Source organism: Phenylobacterium sp. T106 (assembly GCF_057219735.1).
Genome location: NZ_JBXVWA010000001.1, coordinates 488,730 through 506,655 on the forward strand (window position 1 = coordinate 488,730; position 17,926 = coordinate 506,655).

Annotated in this window: 16 protein-coding genes and 1 tRNA gene; 4 read left to right on the plus strand and 13 right to left on the minus strand. The window is 73.1% G+C overall.

Going from position 1 to position 17,926, the window contains the following annotated elements:
* Window positions 1-671: 671 nt before the first annotated feature.
* The 4 genes from AC2D8W_RS02345 to glmU are packed head-to-tail and all read right to left on the minus strand — an operon-like array spanning window position 672 to window position 5,301.
* Entirely contained in the window at window positions 672-1,844 is a 1,173-nt protein-coding gene (locus AC2D8W_RS02345; protein ID WP_484670158.1) for an O-antigen ligase family protein, read from the minus strand.
* A 27-nt stretch (window positions 1,845-1,871) separates the two neighbouring features.
* Window positions 1,872-3,254, minus strand: a complete 1,383-nt coding sequence (gor, locus tag AC2D8W_RS02350) for a glutathione-disulfide reductase (protein WP_484670159.1) — start codon at window positions 3,252-3,254, stop codon at window positions 1,872-1,874.
* Window positions 3,255-3,265: 11 nt separating this feature from the next.
* Window positions 3,266-3,949, minus strand: coding sequence for a ribose-5-phosphate isomerase RpiA (rpiA, locus tag AC2D8W_RS02355; RefSeq protein WP_293482218.1), 684 nt, complete (start codon window positions 3,947-3,949; stop codon window positions 3,266-3,268).
* Entirely contained in the window at window positions 3,949-5,301 is a 1,353-nt protein-coding gene (gene glmU, locus AC2D8W_RS02360) for a bifunctional UDP-N-acetylglucosamine diphosphorylase/glucosamine-1-phosphate N-acetyltransferase GlmU (RefSeq protein WP_484670160.1), read from the minus strand. The genes rpiA and glmU overlap by 1 nt, the downstream gene beginning before the upstream one ends.
* Window positions 5,302-5,414: 113 nt before the next feature.
* Between glmU and AC2D8W_RS02365 the strand changes: the two genes are divergently transcribed.
* The 3 genes from AC2D8W_RS02365 (at window position 5,415) to AC2D8W_RS02375 (ending at window position 8,474) form a co-directional block, all read left to right on the plus strand.
* A complete protein-coding gene (locus AC2D8W_RS02365; RefSeq protein ID WP_484670161.1) occupies window positions 5,415-7,679 on the plus strand; it encodes a transferrin receptor-like dimerization domain-containing protein in 2,265 nt (754 codons plus the stop codon).
* Window positions 7,669-8,379 (plus strand): phosphoglycolate phosphatase, encoded by a 711-nt coding sequence (gene gph, locus AC2D8W_RS02370; protein WP_484670162.1) that lies wholly within the window; start codon window positions 7,669-7,671, stop codon window positions 8,377-8,379. Before AC2D8W_RS02365 ends, gph begins: the two co-directional genes overlap by 11 nt.
* A 20-nt stretch (window positions 8,380-8,399) precedes the next feature.
* Window positions 8,400-8,474 (plus strand) — tRNA-Val (locus tag AC2D8W_RS02375).
* 28 nt (window positions 8,475-8,502) lie between these two features.
* On the opposite strand, the gene AC2D8W_RS02380 is transcribed toward AC2D8W_RS02375, so the two are convergent.
* The gene (locus AC2D8W_RS02380) at window positions 8,503-9,441 is read right to left on the minus strand and encodes a bifunctional enoyl-CoA hydratase/phosphate acetyltransferase (RefSeq protein WP_484670163.1); all 939 of its coding nucleotides are present in this window, start codon (window positions 9,439-9,441) and stop codon (window positions 8,503-8,505) included.
* Window positions 9,438-10,631 (minus strand): acetate/propionate family kinase, encoded by a 1,194-nt coding sequence (locus AC2D8W_RS02385; RefSeq protein WP_484670164.1) that lies wholly within the window; start codon window positions 10,629-10,631, stop codon window positions 9,438-9,440. Before AC2D8W_RS02385 ends, AC2D8W_RS02380 begins: the two co-directional genes overlap by 4 nt.
* 214 nt (window positions 10,632-10,845) lie before the next feature.
* On the opposite strand from AC2D8W_RS02385, the gene AC2D8W_RS02390 reads away from it, so the two are divergent.
* Window positions 10,846-12,156: a sensor histidine kinase gene (locus AC2D8W_RS02390; protein WP_484670165.1), complete on the plus strand. Its 1,311-nt coding sequence runs from the start codon at window positions 10,846-10,848 to the stop codon at window positions 12,154-12,156.
* 20 nt (window positions 12,157-12,176) lie between these two features.
* On the opposite strand, the gene AC2D8W_RS02395 is transcribed toward AC2D8W_RS02390, so the two are convergent.
* The 7 genes from AC2D8W_RS02395 to AC2D8W_RS02425 all read right to left on the minus strand — a co-directional run bounded on the left by AC2D8W_RS02395 (window position 12,177) and on the right by AC2D8W_RS02425 (window position 17,818).
* Window positions 12,177-12,974 carry a PEPxxWA-CTERM sorting domain-containing protein gene (locus AC2D8W_RS02395; RefSeq protein WP_484670166.1) on the minus strand — a complete coding sequence of 266 codons (798 nt, stop codon included), beginning with the start codon at window positions 12,972-12,974 and terminating at the stop codon, window positions 12,177-12,179.
* 91 nt (window positions 12,975-13,065) lie between these two features.
* The gene (locus AC2D8W_RS02400; protein ID WP_484670167.1) at window positions 13,066-13,905 is read right to left on the minus strand and encodes an SDR family NAD(P)-dependent oxidoreductase; all 840 of its coding nucleotides are present in this window, start codon (window positions 13,903-13,905) and stop codon (window positions 13,066-13,068) included.
* 81 nt (window positions 13,906-13,986) lie between these two features.
* Window positions 13,987-14,397, minus strand: a complete 411-nt coding sequence (locus AC2D8W_RS02405) for a MaoC/PaaZ C-terminal domain-containing protein (protein WP_484670168.1) — start codon at window positions 14,395-14,397, stop codon at window positions 13,987-13,989.
* A 3-nt stretch (window positions 14,398-14,400) separates the two neighbouring features.
* The gene (locus AC2D8W_RS02410; protein ID WP_484670169.1) at window positions 14,401-14,922 is read right to left on the minus strand and encodes an FAS1-like dehydratase domain-containing protein; all 522 of its coding nucleotides are present in this window, start codon (window positions 14,920-14,922) and stop codon (window positions 14,401-14,403) included.
* A gap of 119 nt (window positions 14,923-15,041) precedes the next feature.
* Window positions 15,042-16,352 (minus strand): CitMHS family transporter, encoded by a 1,311-nt coding sequence (locus AC2D8W_RS02415; protein ID WP_484670170.1) that lies wholly within the window; start codon window positions 16,350-16,352, stop codon window positions 15,042-15,044.
* A 75-nt stretch (window positions 16,353-16,427) separates the two neighbouring features.
* Window positions 16,428-17,378, minus strand: a complete 951-nt coding sequence (locus tag AC2D8W_RS02420) for a hypothetical protein (protein WP_484670171.1) — start codon at window positions 17,376-17,378, stop codon at window positions 16,428-16,430.
* Window positions 17,379-17,503: 125 nt separating this feature from the next.
* Entirely contained in the window at window positions 17,504-17,818 is a 315-nt protein-coding gene (locus AC2D8W_RS02425) for a hypothetical protein (protein ID WP_293482206.1), read from the minus strand.
* Window positions 17,819-17,926: the final 108 nt, after the last annotated feature.

Below are 17,926 nucleotides of genomic sequence, written 5' to 3' on the forward strand. Positions count from 1 at the left end.
GGGCGTTTTACCCACATTGCAGCGCAGCGTCACGCCCCTGCGGACCGGCTGCGGCGTTCGATGCCACGGGGGCCGGCCGTTGCACCGGCCCAAGTTAACCGCAGAGATCGCGGAGGGGGCGCGGAGGGCGCGGAGATCTCTGCGCGCTCTGCGGTCTTCTCCGCGTCCTCCGCGGTTCAATCGAGCGCCTGCGGCGGCCATCGGCCTCCGCACCCCACAGCTGTCATCCCGGTTTCGCCGCAGGCGAAGACCGGGACCCATACGCACCCGATGGGGGCCGGCCCGCGGGCGGCGCCGCCTGCGCTTCATCCGGAGAGGCGGAGTGTATGGGTCCCGGTGTTCCGCTTGCGCGGAAACCGGGATGACAGGGGGTTGGGGTGGGCAGGACCCCCTCTCGCTTCGCGAGCTCCCCCAAAGGGAGAGCATCGACCGCTCACGTCCCTGCGGCTGTCATCCCGGTTTCGCCGCAGGCGAAGACCGGGACCCATACGCGCCCGATGTGGGATGCGGCCCGCGGGCGGCGCCGCCCGCGCTTCATCCGGAGAGGCGGAGTGTATGGGTCCCGGTGTTCCGCTTGCGCGGAAACCGGGATGACAGGGGGTTGGGGTGGGCAGGACCCCCTCTCGCTTCGCGAGCTCCCCCAGGGGGGAGCATCGACCACCCACGTCCCCTCAGCTGCGGCGTTCGGCGTCCTCGGAGTCGGCGAGGGCCGCCGCGACGGCGGTCAGGGCGGCCGCGGCCAGCCACCACTCCTGCCAGACGCCGAAGCTGATGGCGCCGAAGAGGACGTAGATCATGGCCGACCCCGCCGCGCCCGCCGCGACCAGGCTGCGCGCCTCGCCGGCGAACCGGCGGAAGACGAACGCCCACACCAGCGCGCCCAGGACCGCGCCGAGGGCCCCGAGCTCGAGCCAGAGCTGCAGGGCGCCGTTGTGCGGGTGGAGCTGGATCCAGGGGCTGAAGGCCCGGCTGGCGTCCAGGCCCCAGCCGCGGAACGGATGGTCGGCCAGCCGGGCCAGGGCGTAGCCCCAGTAGCCGACGCGCTGGGCCCAGGACTCCGGCAGGTGCTGGCCGGTCTGCAGCTTCAGCGCGGCCAGGATCAGGAGGGGCATCAGCAGGATCAGCGTCGCCGTCGCCACCGCCAGCGACTTCGGCGCGGAGCGGGGCCAGATCCAGACCGTCACGCCGGCGGCCACCGCCAGTCCGACGGCGAGAACCGGCGCGTCCGACCCGAACTTCGCCCCCACCAGCGCCGTGCCCACCGCCATGGGAACCGCCAGCAGCCAGGGCGCGCCAGCGCGCGCCGCGCCCGCGGCGACGACGGGCCAGAGCAGCGCCAGCACGAAGCTGCCGTGCGCGATGTTCTTCTTGCCGAGGTCCGGCCGGATGGGGTCGTGGATCAGGTCGCGCAGCGCGCGGTAGAGCCCTGCCTCGGTGATGGCCTCGACCGCGAGCACGGCGCCGTACGCGGCCAGGCCCCAGCCGAAGACCTTCAGCGCGAGGCGGCGCTGGGCCGGAGCGGCGCGACGGGCGCCCTGCCAGGCCGACCAGTAGAGCAGCACCTGGAAGGCGAGCTTCAGGGCGGTGCTGTCTTCCAGCCGCGTGGCCTTGTGGGGGCTCCAGAAGGTGGCGGCGGCGGCCCAGGCGACGGTGAGCAGCAGCAGGATGGCGAGGGGCCGGTCCCGCTCGTCCACGCGGACGGCCGGCAGGCAGATCAGCCCCGCCAGGCTGAGCAGGGGCGCGAAGCCGAGGGGGCCCAGCCAGGCGAACAACGGCGTCAGGGCGGCCACGCCGACCATCACCCAGCCGCACCACGCCCCGAGGCGATCGCCCCTCTCGCTCATGGCCGCCTGATAAGGGCGTTCGCCGGCTTAGGCCACCTGTCCGAGCGCGGGCGGCGTGTACTTCTCGCGCATGGTGACCAGCTCCTCGGCGAGGGTCGGGTGCACGGCGCAGGTGGAGTCCCACTGCGGCTTGGTCACGCCCATCTTGAGCGCGATGGCGGCCATCTGGATGATCTCGCCTGCGTCGGGGGCGACCACGTGGCAGCCCAGGATCCGCTCGCTGCCCTGCTCGACCACGAGCTTGATGAGCGCGCGCTGGTGGCCGCCGTAGAAGGTCTCCTTCATGGGCCGGAACTTCGAGAGGTAGACGTCGACCTTGCCGTGCCGATGCCGCGCGTCCGCCTCGGAGAGGCCCACCGAGCCGATCTGGGGCTGGGTGAAGACGGCCGAGGCGACCATCTCGTGGTCGAAGGACATCGGCGTATTGTGGAACTCGGTGCGGGCGAACGCCTCGCCCTCGCGGATCGCCACGGGCGTGAGGTTGATCCGGTCGGTGACGTCGCCCACGGCCCAGATGTTGTCGACGCTGGACCGCGAGAAGCCGTCGACCTTCACCGCCCCGTTCGCCGCGAGGTCCACGCCGGCGTTCTCCAGCCCGAGGCCGGCCGTGTAGGGCTCGCGGCCGAGGGCGAACATGACGACGTCGCTCTCGCAGCTGTGCCCGTTGTCGAAGGTGTTGAGGATGCCGGTCGCGGTCTTCTCGAGGCGCGTGTGCTGCGTCCCGAGGAGGATGCGCACGCCGGCCTGCTCCATCTCCTCGGCGATGTGGGCGCGAATGTCGTCGTCAAAGCCGCGCAGGACGTTGGGGCCCCGGTGGACCACTGTCGTTTCCACGCCCAGGCCGTTGAAGATGCCCGCGAATTCCAGGGCGATGTAGCCGCCGCCGGCGATCACGATGCGCTTAGGCAGTTCGGGCAGGTGGAAGGCCTCGTTCGAGGTGATGGCGAGCTCGACGCCGGGCAGCTCGCGGGGCATCCAGGGCCGTCCGCCCGTGGCCACCAGCACCTTGCCGGCCGTCACGTCGCCCTTCCCTTCGAGCTCGATGACGTGGCGATCCTTCAGCCGCGCCTTGCCGTGGAAGAGCTCGGCGCCGGCGTTCTGCAGGTTGCGGACATAGATGCCGGAGAGCCGGGCGATCTCCTTGTCCTTCTCCACCAGGAAGCGGGACCAGTCGAAGCGGGTCTCGCCGACCTCCCAGCCGTACCCGCGCGCCGTCTCGAAATGCTTCGCATATTCCGAGGCGTAGACCATGAACTTCTTGGGCACGCAGCCGCGGATGACGCAGGTGCCGCCCACCCGGTGCTCCTCGGCGACCCCCACCTTGGCGCCGGACATGGCCGCCACGCGCGCCGCGCGGACGCCGCCCGAGCCGGCGCCGATGACGAAGAGGTCGTAGTCGTGATCCGCCACGCGCGGTCTCCTCAAGGTTCCAGTTCGACGACGCCGTCGGGCGTCCCGACCAGCGCCCGATCGGCCAGATCGAGGAACAGGCCGTGGTCCACGACGCCGGTCACGCTCTTCAGCGCCGCCGCCAGCGCGGCGGGCTCCGCGATCGTCCCGCAGGCGGCGTCATAGATAAGGTTGCCGCCGTCCGTTGTTACCGGCTCCCCGTCCCGGCGTCGAAGCATCGGTGCGATGCCGATTTCGAATTCCGCCAGGACGTCGCAGATGCGCGCCTGCACGGTCTTGTGCCCGAACGCCGTGACCTCGACGGGCAGGGCGAACTTTCCCAGGGTTTTCACCTGCTTGGCGGCGTCGGCGATGACGACGCAGGAGCGGGACGCCTCCCAGACCAGCTTCTCGCGCAGGAGCGCGCCGCCGCCGCCCTTGATCAGCGCCAGCCCGGGGCCGATCTCGTCGGCGCCGTCGACGGTGAGGTCGATGGCCCGGGTCTCGCCCAGTTCCCCCAGCCGGATGCCCAGGCTCGCGGCCAGCTCGGCCGTGGCCTTCGAGGTCGGCACGCCCACGATGTCGAGCCCGCGCGCGGCGAGCGCCCGGACGAACCAGGCCGCGGTCGAGCCGGTGCCCAGGCCCACCACCATGCCGTCCTGAACGAGGGCGGCGGCCGCCTCGCCCGCGGCGCGCTTCTGGGCGTCGGCGTCCATCACTTGCCCTTGGCCTTCTTCGCGCTCATCGCTTGGCGGAAACGGGCGGCCCAGCCGGGCTTCTCCACCTGCTGGCCGCGGGCCAGCGCCAGGGCGTCGGGGGCCACGTCGCGGGTGATGACCGAGCCCGAGCCGGTGTAGGCGCCCGCCCCGATGGTCACCGGCGCCACGAGGGCCGAGTTGGAGCCCACGAAGGCGCCCTCGCCCACGTGGGTGTCGTATTTGAAGAAGCCGTCGTAGTTGCAGAAGATCGTGCCGGCGCCGATGTTGGCGCCCGCGCCCACCGAGCCGTCGCCCAGGTAGCTCAGGTGGTTGGCCTTGGCCCCCTTGCCCACCGTGACCTTCTTCACCTCGACGAAGTTGCCGATGTGCGCGTCCTCGCCGATGTCGGCGCCCGGCCGCAGCCGCGCATAGGGCCCCACCAGGGCGCCCTCGCGCACCACGCAGCCCTCGAGGTGGCTGAACGCCCGGATGACGGCGGCCGTCTCCACCTTCACGCCGGGCGCGAAGACGACGTACGGCTCAACCGCGGCGCCGGCGGCGATCTCCGTGTCCCACGAGAAGAACACGGTCTCGGGCGCGGTCATCTGCACGCCCTCGGCCAGGAAGTAGGCCCGCCGGCGCCGCTGGAACTCCGCCTCGGCCTGGGAGAGCTGGAGCGGCGTGTCGGCGCCCATGACCGCGGCTTCCGGCGCGATGTGGGCGCGGACCAGCGCCTCCTCGTGCACGGCTTCGGCCACGATGTCGGTGAGGTAGTACTCGCCCTTGGCGTTGTCGTTGCGGACGCGCGACAGCCAGCGGAACAGGTCGCCGCGGTCGGCCAGGTACATGCCGGCGTTGCATGTCCGGACGGCGCGGACCTCCTCGGTGGCGTCGGCGGCCTCGACGATGCGCACCACGTGCCCGTCCGCCCCCCTCAGGACGCGGCCGTACTTCAGCGGGTGGACCGGCTCGAACGCCATGATGGCCAGCCGCGTCCCGCGGCCGCGCAGGGTGAACAGCGGCTCGAGGTCCTGGGCCGTCAGCAGCGGACAGTCGCCGTTGACCACCAGCACCTCGCCCTCGAAGTCCGCGAGCGCGTCGGCCGCGCAGAGGACGGCGTGGCCGGTGCCAAGGGGCGGATCCTGGACGACGACCGCGGCCTCGCCCAGCCGGTCGACGACCAGCTGGCGCACGGCGGGGCTGTGCGCGCCGACCACCACGTGGATGCGCTCGCAGCCCGCGGCCTGCACCGTGTCGATCACGCGGTCGAGCAGCCCGCGGCCGCCCACGGCGTGCAGGACCTTCGGGGTCCTGGACTTCATCCGCGTGCCCTGGCCCGCGGCCATGATCACGGCGGCTCTGGCGGTCATTCGGCGCTTCCCCACGCAAGTCCATGAGTCTCGGCTCCCGCCCGGCTTAGCAAGCCTTGTGGCGGGGCGCGACTAGCGGTTAGCGTCCGCGCCATCCTGTCCCCGGAGTCTTCATGGCATCTCAGCTGCGTCCGGCCGCCCTCGTCTGCGCGGCGGCCCTGGCGGCGCTCGCGCCCGCCACCGCCCTCTCCGCCCCCGACGCGGCGCTGGAGGCCAAGTTCGACGGCCTGATCGATCCGGCCGAGATGGGCGGGTGGATGAAGACCATGTCGGCCGAGCCGATCCACGTGGGCGCGCCGCACAACCGACGCAACGCCGAGATGACCCTGGCGCAGTTCAGGAGCTGGGGCTGGGACGCGAGGATCGAGACCTTCTGGGTGCTCTATCCGACGCCGAAGGAGGTGGCGCTGGAGCTCGTGGAGGGCCGCGGCGCGCCGTTCAGGGCCACGCTCTCCGAGGCTCCGGTTCCCGGCGACGAGAGCTCGTCGCGCACCAGGGACCAGCTTCCGGCCTATGTGGCGTTCCAGGGCGACGGCGAGGCGACGGCGCCGCTCGTCTACGTGAACTACGGCATGCCCGCCGACTACGAGGCCCTCGAGCGCCTGGGCGTCTCGGTGAAGGGCAAGATCGTGATCGCCCGCTACGGCGCCGGGTGGCGGGGCCTCAAGCCGAAGCTGGCCCAGGACCACGGGGCCGTGGGCGCGATCATCTACTCCGACCCGCGGGACGACGGCTACGCGGTGGACGACCCCTACCCGAAGGGCGCGGCGCGGCCGCCGCAGGGGTTCCAGCGCGGGTCGGTGGCGGACATGACGCTGTTCCCGGGGGACCCCACGACGCCGGGCTACGGCTCGACCAAGGACGCCAGGCGGGTCGCCCGCGAGGACTCGCCCACCATCCTGAAGATCCCGACGCTGCCGATCGGCTACGGCGACGCCCAGGTGCTGCTGGCGTCGCTGGACGGCCCGGTGGCGCCGGCGAGCTTCCGCGGCTCGCTGCCCATCACCTACCACGTGGGCGGCGGGGACGGCGGCGCCCGCGTCCGCCTGAAGGTCGCCTCGGACTGGAGCCTGAAGCCGGCCCACAACGTGATCGCCACCCTGAAGGGCCGCGAGCGGCCGGACGAATGGGTGGTGCGCGGCAACCACCGGGACGGCTGGGTCTTCGGGGCCACGGACCCGATCTCGGGCCATGTGGCGATGATGGGAGAGGCGAAGGCGCTGGGCGCGCTGGCCAAGACCGGCTGGCGGCCGAAGCGCACGATCGTCTATGCGAGCTGGGACGCCGAGGAGCCGATGCTGCTGGGCTCGACCGAGTGGGCCGAGACCCATGCGGCGGAGCTGAAGGCCAAGGCGCTCGTCTACATCAACTCGGACTCGAACGGCCGGGGCTTCCTGTCGGTGGGCGGGAGCCACGCGCTGCAGCGCTTTGTCAACCAGGTCGCCGCCGACGTCGCGGACCCCCAGACGGGCGTCTCGGTTCGCGACCGGCTGCGGGCGGCGCTGGCCGTGGCCGCCGCAGAGCAACCCGGCAACGCGCGGGCGGCGGCGCTGGGCCGCATCGCCGCGGACCCGACGCGCGACCTGCCGATCGAGGCGCTGGGGTCCGGCTCGGACTACTCGGCGTTCCTGCAGAACCTCGGGCTCGCGAGCCTCAACGTGGGCTTCGGCGGCGAAGGCGAGTCGGGCGGCGTCTACCATTCCGCCTACGACACCTACGAGCATCACAGCCGCTTCGTGGACCCCGGCCACGCCTACGCCGGCGCCCTCGCCCGGGTGACCGGCCGGATGGTGATCCGCCTGGCCGACGCCGAGGTCCCGGTGCAGCGCTACGGCGACTTCGCGGACACGGTGGCCAGCTACCTGGACGAGGTGAAGCGGCTGGCGGACGGCAAGCGGGAAGAGGCCGCCGCGCGGACCCGCCTGCTGGCCATCGGCGCCTACCGGCTGGCCGACGATCCCACGATCCCCCGCAGCGACCCGGCGCCGCTTCCGGCCTCGCCGCAGCTCGACTTCGCCCCGCTCGACGGCGCCGTGGCGCGGCTGCGGACCAGCGCGGCGGCGTTCGACCAAGCGCTGGCGGCGAAGGGCCCGGGCCTGGCCCCGGCGCGGCGCAAGGCGCTGGACGCCGTCCTGCTGCGCCAGGAGCAGCGGCTGCTGCGCGACCGCGGCCTGCCGTTCCGCCCCTGGTACCGGAACATGATCTACGCGCCGGGGCGGTTCACGGGCTACGGCGCCAAGACCCTGCCGGGCGTGCGCGAGGCGGTCGAGGAGCGCCGCTTCGAGGACGCCCGCGCCTACATCATGCTGACGGCCGAGGCGCTGAACGACTACGCCGCCGGGCTCGACGCGGCGACGGCGGTGCTCAATGGCGGTTGAGGCGCTGCGCGGCGCGACGATCGCCTTCGACCTGGACGGCACCCTGGTCGACACCGCCCCGGACCTGATCGGGACCCTGAACCAAATCCTGTGGGAGGACGGCCTGCCGGCCCTGCCGCTCGCCCAGGCGCGGGCCTACATCGGCCACGGCGCGCGGCATCTGCTCAAGCTGGGCTTCGAGGCGGCCGGCCAGAGCGTGCATCCGACCCGGCTGCAGCAGCTCTTCGAACGCTTCATCCCGCACTATCGCAGCCGGATCGCCCAGGAGAGCCGACCCTTCCCGGGCTGCGAGGCTGCGCTGGACGCCCTCGCCGCGGCCGGCGCGACGCTCTGCGTCTGCACCAACAAGCCCTCGGACCTGTCGGAAGCGCTGCTGGACGCCCTGGGCCTCACCGCCCGTTTCGCCGCCGTCGTGGGGCCCGACCGGGCCCCGGCCCCCAAGCCCGACGCGGCCCACCTGCGGGCCGCCGTCGACGCCGCAGGCGGGGACATCGGGCGCACGATCCTGGTGGGCGATTCGGGCACGGACGCCGGCGCCGCCCGCGCGGCCGGCGCGGGGCTGGTGCTGGTGGATTTCGGCTACACCGAGATCCCGGTGGCCGACCTGTCGCCCGACGCAGTGATCTCGCACTACGACGACCTGCCGGAAGCCTGCCGGAGGCTGCTGGGCGCTTGCGGCGGGAAAGCCGGTCGGCTATAGCCCCCGACCTTCCCGGGTAAGGATGCGTAGCTCAGCGGGAGAGCACCTCGTTCACACCGAGGGGGTCACAGGTTCAATCCCTGTCGCATCCACCATCCTCTCCGACATCCACGCGTCGACGTCTCACCCCGGCAGGCCGGGCGTGGCCTTGGGCGCGGCGCGGGCCAGGAGGACGGCGACCGCGCAGGACGCGAGGCGCGTGCGCTCGGAGTCGGCGCGGCTGGTGAGGATGATCGGCACGCAGGCGCCCAGGACGACGCCGGCCGCCTCGGCGTCGCCCAGGAACGTCAGCTGCTTGGCCAGCATGTTGCCCGCCTCGAGGTTGGGGACGACCAGGATCTCGGCCTGGCCCGCGACGGGCGAGACGATCCCCTTCTCGGCGGCGGCGTCCCGGTCGATGGCGTTGTCGAGCGCCAGCGGACCGTCGAGCACCCCGCCCGCGATCTGTCCCCGGTCCGCCATCTTGCACAGCGCGGCCGCGTCGATCGTGGAGGGGATCGCGGGGTTCACAGTCTCCACCGCCGACAGGATCGCCACGCGCGGGCGCTCCACGCCGATCACATGGGCCAAGTCGATGGCGTTGCGCACGATGTCGGCCTTCGCGGCGAGGTCGGGCGCGATGTTGATGGCCGCGTCGGTGATGATCAGCGGCCAGGGGTAGTCCTCCACGTCCATGATGTAGGCGTGGCTGACCCGACGCTCGGTGCGCAGGCCTTCCGGCGCGAGGACGGCGCCCATGAGCTCGTCGGTGTGCAGCGAGCCCTTCATCAGGAGCCGCGCCTGGGCGGACCTCACGAGGGCGACGCCCCGGTCGGCGGCGGCGTGGCTGTGCGGCGCGGGCTCGATGCGCAGGCTGGCCGGATCCACGCCGGCCTCGCGCGCGGCGGCCTCGATCTTCCCGGGCGGCCCCACCAGGATCGGCGCGATGAGCCCCAGGCGCGCGGCCTCGGCTGCGGCGGCGACCGAGGCGGCGTTGCAGGGGTGCACGACGGCGGTGGGGACCGGCGCACCGCCCGCCGCGGCGGCCATGAGGCGGTCGTAGCCGCGATGCTGCCGGGTCATGCGCCCTCTCCCACACCCTCCGGCGCGAGCCGCGCCAGGGTCTCGTCGGCGATCATGCGCTCCTCGTCGGTGGGAATGCGCAGGATCTTCACCCGGCTGTCGTCCGCATGGAGGTTCTCCCGCTGCTCCCGGTTCGCCAGCGGGTCGAGCCGGACGCCGGCGTAGGCCAGCCGCTCGCAGATCGCCGCGCGGATGGCGGGACTGTTCTCGCCGATGCCGGCCGTGAAGACCAGGGTGTCGAGCCCGCCCATGGCCGCGACGAGGCCGCCCGCCTCGCGAACCGTGCGCCAGACGAAGAGGTCGATGGCCTCGCGGGCCTCGGGCGCGGCGCTGGCCTCGAGGACCCGCATGTCGGCCGAGATCCCGGAGACGCCCAGCAGCCCCGAGCGGCGGTAGAGCAGGTCCTCGAGCTCGGTCGGCGCCATTCCGGCGGCCTGCAGGTAGAGGACGACGCCGGGATCCAGGCTGCCCGGCCGCGTCCCCATCATCAGCCCGTCGAGAGCGGTGAAGCCCATGGTGGTGTCGAGGGAGGCGCCGTCCACCATGGCGCAGAGGCTGGCGCCGCTGCCCAGGTGCGCGGCCAGGACGCGGCGGCCCACCGCCCCGTGGGCCCCGCCGGCGAGGGTCCGGGCCAGGTAGGCGTAGGACAGGCCGTGGAAGCCGTAGCGGCGCACGCCGCGGTCGTGCCAGGCCCGCGGCAGCGGCAGGCGCGCCGCCACCGGGGCGATGGTGTGGTGGAAGGCGGTGTCGAAGCACGCCACCTGCGGCAGGCCGGGGTGGAGCCCCGTGACGGCGCGGATGGCGGCGAGGTTGTACGGCTGGTGCAGGGGGGCCAGCGCGTCGAACCGCTCCAGCTCGGCCAGCACCGCGTCGTCGACCACGACCGGATCGACATAGCGGCCGCCGCCGTGCACCACGCGATGCCCGACGCCCAAGAGGTCGACCGGTTCGGGGCGCGACCCCATCCAGTCGAAGACGAGGCGGAGGGCGGCGTCCGCCTGCCCCGCGTCCCCGGTCTTCCGATCCACCACGGCCGCGCCGGCCGCGTCGTGCGCCAGCAGCCGAAGCGCGCCGCCCAGCCCCTCAACCTTGCCGCCGAAGAGCCGCGGACGGCCCGCCGCCGCCGCGTCATAGGCCGCGAACTTCAGGCTGGACGACCCGACGTTCAGGCAGAGCACCGCACGTGGCACGCATCGATCTCCCGGTCATCGCGCGGCGGCCGGATGGACGCCGGCGGGCGGTCCGGCGGCGGGCGAAGCCCCTGCGCGCGAGATCAACACGACGCGCCGCATCGATCCAGCCTCTCGGGCGTCGAGGCGGCGCCGCGTTGCGGCCCAGGTCAAGCCGCGCTTATCTGAGTGGGGCCAGGCCGTCGCCGACGTCCGGCGCGCGCGAGGAGGAAGTGTGGCGGACGAGCAGGCCGAGTCGTTCCGGATCCTGGCCGAGACGCTGCCCCACCTCGTCTGGACCGCAGGCGACAACGGGGTGGTGGACTACTACAACGCCCAGGCCGCCAACTATTCCGGGCTCCAGCGCGACGCCTCGGGCTCGTACGACTGGGCGCCCATCGTGCATCCCGACGACCTGGAGGCCACCACGGCCGCCTGGTCCCGCGCGGTCGCCGAGAGCGCGCCCTACACGGCCGAACACCGGCTGCGCATGGCGGACGGATGCTGGCGCTGGCACGTCAGCCGCGCGACGCCCGTCCGCCGCGGCGACGGGATGCGGTGGTACGGGACCGCGACGGACATCCACCAGCTCAAGTCGGCGCAGGAGGCGGCCACGCTGAACGAGGCGCGCCTGAGGATCGCCCTGCAGTCGGGGGGCCTGGGCGACTGGGACTGGGACGTCGGCACGAACCTGGTGACCCTGTCGCCCCGGGCGCGCGCGATCTACGGGCTGGAGCAGCACCAGGTCGACCTGACGGACCTGCGCGGCCTCGTGGCCCTGGAGGACTCGGCGTCCGTGCGACGGCTCATGGAGGCGACCGTCAGGGACGGCTCGGAGTTCGAGGCGGAGTTCCGGATCACGCGGCCGGACGGCGCGCGGCGCTGGGTGCACGCGAGGGCGCTGCTGAACGAGTCGGACGGCCGGGTCCTGGTGGGCGTGCTGGGCGACATCACCGAGGCGCGCGAGGCCGAGGAGCGCCGCCGCCTGCTGGTGAACGAGCTGAACCACCGGGTGAAGAACACGCTCGCCGTCGTGCAGGGCCTGGCGAGCCAGAGCCTCCGATCGTCGGGCGCCGAGGCGAAGGCCGGCAGCGAGTTCCTGCAGCGCCTGGGGGCGCTGGCGCGGGCGCATGACATCCTGACCGCGGAAAGCTGGCAGCCGGTCGACCTGGCCGACCTGCTGGTCGGACAGCTGCGCGTGCATGTGGACGAGGGCCGGTTCGGCCTGGCCGGGCCCTCGGTGCGGCTGGGTTCGCGGGTCGCGATCGACCTGGCGCTCGTGGCGCACGAGCTGGCCACCAACGCGGTGAAGTACGGCGCGCTGTCGAACGCCACTGGCCGGATCGAGATCGCCTGGCAGGTGGACGGCGAACGCGTGGAGATCGACTGGCGGGAGACCGGGGGGCCGCCCGTGGCCGAGCCGAGCCGGACCGGCTTCGGCACCCGCCTGATCGGCCGCGCCCTCGCCGCCGACGGCGGACAGGCGAGCATCACCTATGCGCCCGAGGGGGTGCGTTGCCGCATCCGTTGCCCGCGCGAGACCTGAGCGTCGCGGCCGCGTGAGGCTCAGAAGGCAGCACGATCCGGCCGGCGTCGCCGCAAGGCTGCGCCCGCCGCGCCGAAGCCGAGAATCATGAGCGCCCAAGTCGCGGGCTCGGGCACGACAGCGGCGCCCAGGGCCCGGCTAGAACCAACGAGGCCGATATCCTGAGGGCCGCCGCTGAAGCTGCCGCGCACGTAGGACACGCCCAGTCCTGACGGCAGCCGCTCGATGGACTGGCCGTAGCCCCAGATGAGGTTCGTCGCGCCGGGAGGCCCTTGCGTCACCGTGGCGCTGACGAAGCCCGGGAAGCTGAACCAGGTGGACCCCGCGACGAGTCCGTAGTCTGCCAGGAAGGGGTTCCACGCCGCCGCCTCGCCGGCCGCCGAGCCGTAGAAGCCACTGCCGAGCGAGACATAGGCGTCGCCGCCGCCTGCCAGATAGGCGTCGAGATCCGCGAACTCCGACGCCCCGAAGCCCTGGCCGAAGTGGAACACGGCGTCGTAGCCGGCCGCAGCGGCGAGGCTGAAGGTGGACGAGGTCTGCACCGACTTCCCCAGACCCGTGAGCTGGGCGGTCAGCTGGGTGAGCACGCCGGCCGACACGTTCCCATTGCCCGTGAGCAGCAGGTAGTTCGTCCCTCCGAAGGTGGTGGCGATATCCTGGACGAACGCCACGGTTCCGGGCTGGTAAGGCGCGCCATAGGCGAAATCGCTGAGGGTCCATTCGTCGCCCGAGGCCACGAGCACGCCCGCATGGCCCGTCCCGGCCGCGCCCATCGCCAGCGCGCCGACCAGCCCGCACACCACGCTGAACTTCGCCATCGTCTCGTCTCCCACGCAAAACAAGCCCGGAAGACCTAGGCAGCGCCGCGCCCGGCGGCGTCCCCCGATTGGGGGTGCGTCGGCGTCGCCGTCAGCGGCGTGGCGTGCGGCCGCGGATGCGGTCGAAGCCGGCCTTGATGTTGGCGAAGCGGGCCTCGATGAACGGCTCGAACTCGTTGTCGGTGAAGATGTACGGCCAGTCGTCCTCGATGCCCTCGCGGACCAGCTCGCCCACGTAGAGCGGGTCGATGCCGGCCTGGATGCGCTCGCGCAGCGAGGCCGCCCCCACCGCGCCCACGTCGCGGGAGCGGTCCTCCAGGTTGTAGCGGCCCGGCACGTTGCGGGCGGCGTCCATGATGTTGGTGCGGATGATCCCGGGGCAGAGCACCGAAACGCCGATGTTGCGCGGCGCCAGCTCGTTGCGGAGCCCCTCGGAGAGGGCCACGACCCCGTACTTGGTCACGCTGTAGGGATTGCTGGTTCCCGAGATCAGGCCGGCGATCGAGGCGGTGGAGACGATGTGCCCGCCCTCGCCGTGGCTCTCGATCAGCGGGCCGAAGATCTCGACGCCCCAGACCACGGCGCGCAGGTTCACGTCGAGCAGCCAGTCCCAGCCGTCGTCCGTCCAGCTGCCGTAGAGCCCGCCGCCGCCGACGCCGGCGTTGTTCACCAGGATGTGGACCTTGCCGAAGCGTTCGATGGTGGCCGCGGCGGCGGCCTGCAGCTCGGCCTTCAGCGAGACGTCGGCGCGCACGCCCTCCACGTCGAAGTTCGTCCGGCGCAGCCCCCCGAGCGCCTTGTCCAGGGCCGCCTGCTCGATGTCGCACAGCATCACCTTCACGCCGGCCTGGGCCAGCGCGGTGGCGATGCCCAGCCCGATGCCGGACGCGCCGCCGGTGACGAACGCGACCTTGCCTGCGAGATCCTTCATGCCCGCCCTCTCCTGTCTCCATGGCGCCGAGCGCGAAGGCCGGCGACGCGGTCGCGCCGCCGGCCGGCGATGCGGGAACCGCTAGGGGTCGACCCGGGCCTCGGCGTAGCCCGAGAGCACCTCGATCCCGTCCTGGTTCTTGGTGGAGACGGCGAACTTGGCGATGCCGTCGGCCACCTCGGTGACCGTGGCCGAACCGTCCAGGGTGTCGCCCGGCCAGACCTGGCTGGTGAAGCGCACGCCGTACTTGGTGAGGCGCCCGTCGCCGACGAGGTCGGTCAGCATCTTGCCGGTCATGCCCATGGTGAGCATGCCGTGGGCGAACACCGACGGGTAGCCGGCGACCTTGGTGGTGAAGATCTCGTCGGTGTGCAGCGGGTTGTAGTCGCCCGAGGCGCCCGCGTACTGGACGATCTGGGTGCGCTTCAGGTCCTCGACGAGGCGCGCGGTGTGGACGTCGCCCACCTTCAGCTTGGCTGCGGACAGCGGCATGGCTCAGGCCTCCTTCTTCGCGGGCTGCTCGACCGGACGCTCGGTGCGCACGCCCACGCCGCGGGCCGTGACCACCAGTTCGCCGTCCTGGTTGCGGTACTCGGTGACGCTTTCGGAGAAGACCAGCTTGCCCGAACGCTTGCCTTCCTTCTCCCAGGTCTTGCCCGGGAAGGTGGTGGCGGTGAGCACGTCGCCGGCGCGCAGCGGCCGGTGGTACTCGTAGTGCTGCTCGGCATGGAGGCCGCCGCCGCCACCGCCGCCCCCTCCCCCGCCGCCGCCCGGCGCGCGGGTGATGCCGGTGGGGTTCTTGCCCGACCCGAACCAGGGCTGGCCGATCTTGGGCCGCAGGAAGTAGTCGGGATCGAACTGGGCGCTCGACTGGACGAAGGTGGGCGGGGCGATGACGCCGCCGGCCTCGGTCTTCTTCGCGGCCTCGGCGTCGTAGTAGACGGGATTGGGGTCACCGATGGACCGGGCGAACATCATGATGTGCCCGGCCTCGATGGGAAACGTCTTGGCGGCCATGTAAGCGCCCTCCCTCTCGTTGTTGTTGAATACCGTTCCTTCCAAGTGAGGCGACCCGCGCGGCGCTCGTCAACCGTCGATCCGCGTGACGTTGCGGCGCCCGTGGCCCGCGGACGCCGTCAGGCGCGGAACGGAAAGACGCCGCCCGCCATGGCGGCCAGCGCCAGCACGGCGCAGGTCGCGACGGCCCAGGGCAGGGTGAACTTCTGGTGCTCGCCGAACTCGACGCCGGCCAGGCTCACCAGAAGGTAGGTCGAGGGCACGAGCGGGCTCAGCAGATGGAAGGGCTGGCCCACCAGCGAGGCGCTGCCGATGGCGGCCTTGTCGACGCCGTAGCTCGCCCCCGCCTCGGCCAGCACCGGCAGCACGCCGAAGTAGAAGGCGTCGTTGGAGATGAAGAAGGTCATCGGCAGGCTGAGCGCCGCGGTGATGGAGGCCATGTAGGGGCCCATGGCGGGCGGGATCAGCGCCAGCAGGCTCCTGGGCATCGCCTCGACCATGCCCGTGCCGGCGAGGACGCCCGTGAACACCCCGGCGGCGAAGATCAGGCCGGCCATGGCGATGACGTTCGGGGCATGGGCGGCGATGCGCGCGCGCAGGTCCGCCGGGCGCGGGTAGTTCACCAGGCTGGCGACGGCGAAGCCGGCCATGAAGAGCGCCGGCAGGGGCACGACTCCGGCGACCAGGGCCGCCAGCAGCGCCGCCGTCAGGGCGGCGTTCACGGCGAGGAGCCGCGGCCGGCGGGCTTGCGGGTCGGACGAGACCGTGACGCCGGGATCGGGGCCCGCGGGAGCCAGGGCCAGGACGCCCAGGCGGCGACGCTCGCGCCGGCCGTAGAACCAGGCCAGCGCCAGCAGCCACAGCACCGCGACGCCCATGGCCGGGATCATCGGGCGGAAGATGGCGCCGGCGTCCACCTGCAGCGCCGCGGCGGCGCGCGCGGTGGGGCCGCCCCAGGGGGTGAGGTTCAGCACGCCGCTGGAGAGCATGATCAGGCAGGCCATGATCCGCGGATCGAGGCCCATGCGGACATAGAGCGGCAGGAGCGCCGCGACGGTGACCATGTAGGTGGTCGAGCCGTCGCCATCGAGCGAGACCAGCACCGCCAGCACCACCGTTCCGACCACCACCCGGACCGGATCGCCGTGCACGACCGCCAGCACGCGGCGCACGACGGGATCGAACAGCCCCGCGTCGATCATCAGGCCGAAGTAGAGGATTGCGAACATGATCATCACGCCCGTGGGCGCGATGCGGGTGACGCCTTCCAGCGCCATGGCGCCCAGGTCGAGGCCGTGTCCCGCGAAGAGGCCGAACGCGACCGGGACGAGGATTAGGGCGACCAGCGGCGCCAGGCGGCCCGTCATGATCAGCGTCATGAACGTCGCCACCATGGCGAAGCCCAGAAGGGCCAGCGCTCCCTCGGTCAAGCGGTCCCCTCCCCGGTCCGCCGCGAAGTGACCACGACCGCGCCCGCCGGGGCAAGCGGCGCGCGGCGAAAGGGGTCAGTAGGGACGCGTGGTCGTCATCGGCGCGCCGGGATCCGGCGGCGGCGGCGGGCGGTAGGCCGGCAGTTGGGGCGCGGGCTCGGGCTCGACGCGCGGCGGCGGCGGCAGGGCGATGACGGGCGCCGTGATCGCCTCCTCGGCCGCGTCGGCGGCGTCGCGGGACGGCGCGGGCCTCGAGATCGCGACCCCGGACGGGGCGCGCGGCGCAGGCGGCGGCCGGGTCGAGGACGCCGTCGGCGCCGCGACGGGTGCGGCGAGCGAGGGCGGCGGCGGGGACGGCGCGGCGGCTTCGGCCGGCGGGGCGGACTGCGCGAGCTGGGCGGGCTGGGCGGGCTGCGCCGGGGCCGGGGCGGCGGCGACCTCGACAGCGGACGGGGCGGCGGGCGCGGCGTCGTCCGACCGCGTGAGGACGTAGCCGAGGCCGCTCAGGCCCGCCGCCACGACCAACGCCGCGGCGAGGGCCGGCAGCCGCGATGGAGCCTTGCGGGCGACGCCGGCGCGAAGCGGCGGCGCGACCATGGGCGCCTCCGCCAGCGGTTCGGGCGCGGGCGCTTTGGGCGGGAGGGGTTCGGGCGCGACGGCTTCGGGCGCGAGTCTGGGCGACTCGGCGCTGTGCGGCACGGGCGCCGGCGCCGGCTCCAGCGGCGGCGGCGGGGCCTGGACCGGGGCGCGCGCAAGGGGCGCCGCCATGGGCATGCCCGAGAAGGCCGGCGCGCCGCCGCCGGTCGGACGGGCGAACACGGGCGTGATCTTCCGCGGCTCGGCCGGGGCCGGCGGGGGCGGCGCCCCCTCGCCTTCCGCCTGCGGCGCGACGTCGGCCCCCGGGCCCGGCCTTGCCGGCGCGGTCGCCGGGGCCTTGGGCAACGGCCCCACGCGGAAGGGCGCCTGGGGCATCTTCGGCCAGGCGCTGTTGCGCACGAAGGGGTTGTCGTCCGGTTCGGATGCCATGGGGCGGGAAACTCGCGGCCGAGTTGGTCAGGACTATGGCCCAGGCCGGCCGGGACGCGCCAGCATCACGGCGCGATCGTGCGGGATGGCCCGCCGGCCCTCCCAGGGAAGGCCGGACCCAGCCGTCAGGCGCCGTTGAGCGGCGGGTGGTACGCGTCGATGAGGTCGCGCCGCTCGGCCTCGCGCACGGCGCGGGTGACGTTCAGGCGCGTGAGCACCGTGGCCGCGGCGTACTTGCGGCGGGCGCGCTCGAGATCCGAACGCCACGTCTGGCTGGCGAGGTTGTCGGTCTCGCCGGCGTAGACGACCGTGGCGCCGTCGTCGGTGAGTTCGGCGATGACGTAGTTCGCCCCCGCCGGCGGCAGGAAGCGGTTCTCGTCCATCGGCGTGTAGCGGTAACGCGTGCCGGACGCCCCGGCGAGATCGATCTGGCGGGTCACGGAGCCTCCATCCAACACAAACGCGACAAGCGCCCCCGGGGTCCCTTTCCGAAGTGACTTGGACCAAATCTAGGCCGAGCTTGACCGTAGCCCCAGCCTTGCGCCGCA

Coding starts and splice junctions, on each gene's coding strand:
- AC2D8W_RS02345 (WP_484670158.1), bottom strand. CDS start 1,844: ATGAGCGAGAGGGGCGATCGCCTCGGGGCGTGGTGCGGCTGGGTGATG.
- rpiA (WP_293482218.1), bottom strand. CDS start 3,949: ATGGACGCCGACGCCCAGAAGCGCGCCGCGGGCGAGGCGGCCGCCGCC.
- glmU (WP_484670160.1), bottom strand. CDS start 5,301: ATGACCGCCAGAGCCGCCGTGATCATGGCCGCGGGCCAGGGCACGCGG.
- AC2D8W_RS02365 (WP_484670161.1), top strand. CDS start 5,415: ATGGCATCTCAGCTGCGTCCGGCCGCCCTCGTCTGCGCGGCGGCCCTG.
- gph (WP_484670162.1), top strand. CDS start 7,669: ATGGCGGTTGAGGCGCTGCGCGGCGCGACGATCGCCTTCGACCTGGAC.
- AC2D8W_RS02380 (WP_484670163.1), bottom strand. CDS start 9,441: ATGACCCGGCAGCATCGCGGCTACGACCGCCTCATGGCCGCCGCGGCG.
- AC2D8W_RS02395 (WP_484670166.1), bottom strand. CDS start 12,974: ATGGCGAAGTTCAGCGTGGTGTGCGGGCTGGTCGGCGCGCTGGCGATG.
- AC2D8W_RS02400 (WP_484670167.1), bottom strand. CDS start 13,905: ATGAAGGATCTCGCAGGCAAGGTCGCGTTCGTCACCGGCGGCGCGTCC.
- AC2D8W_RS02405 (WP_484670168.1), bottom strand. CDS start 14,397: ATGCCGCTGTCCGCAGCCAAGCTGAAGGTGGGCGACGTCCACACCGCG.
- AC2D8W_RS02410 (WP_484670169.1), bottom strand. CDS start 14,922: ATGGCCGCCAAGACGTTTCCCATCGAGGCCGGGCACATCATGATGTTC.
- AC2D8W_RS02420 (WP_484670171.1), bottom strand. CDS start 17,378: ATGGCATCCGAACCGGACGACAACCCCTTCGTGCGCAACAGCGCCTGG.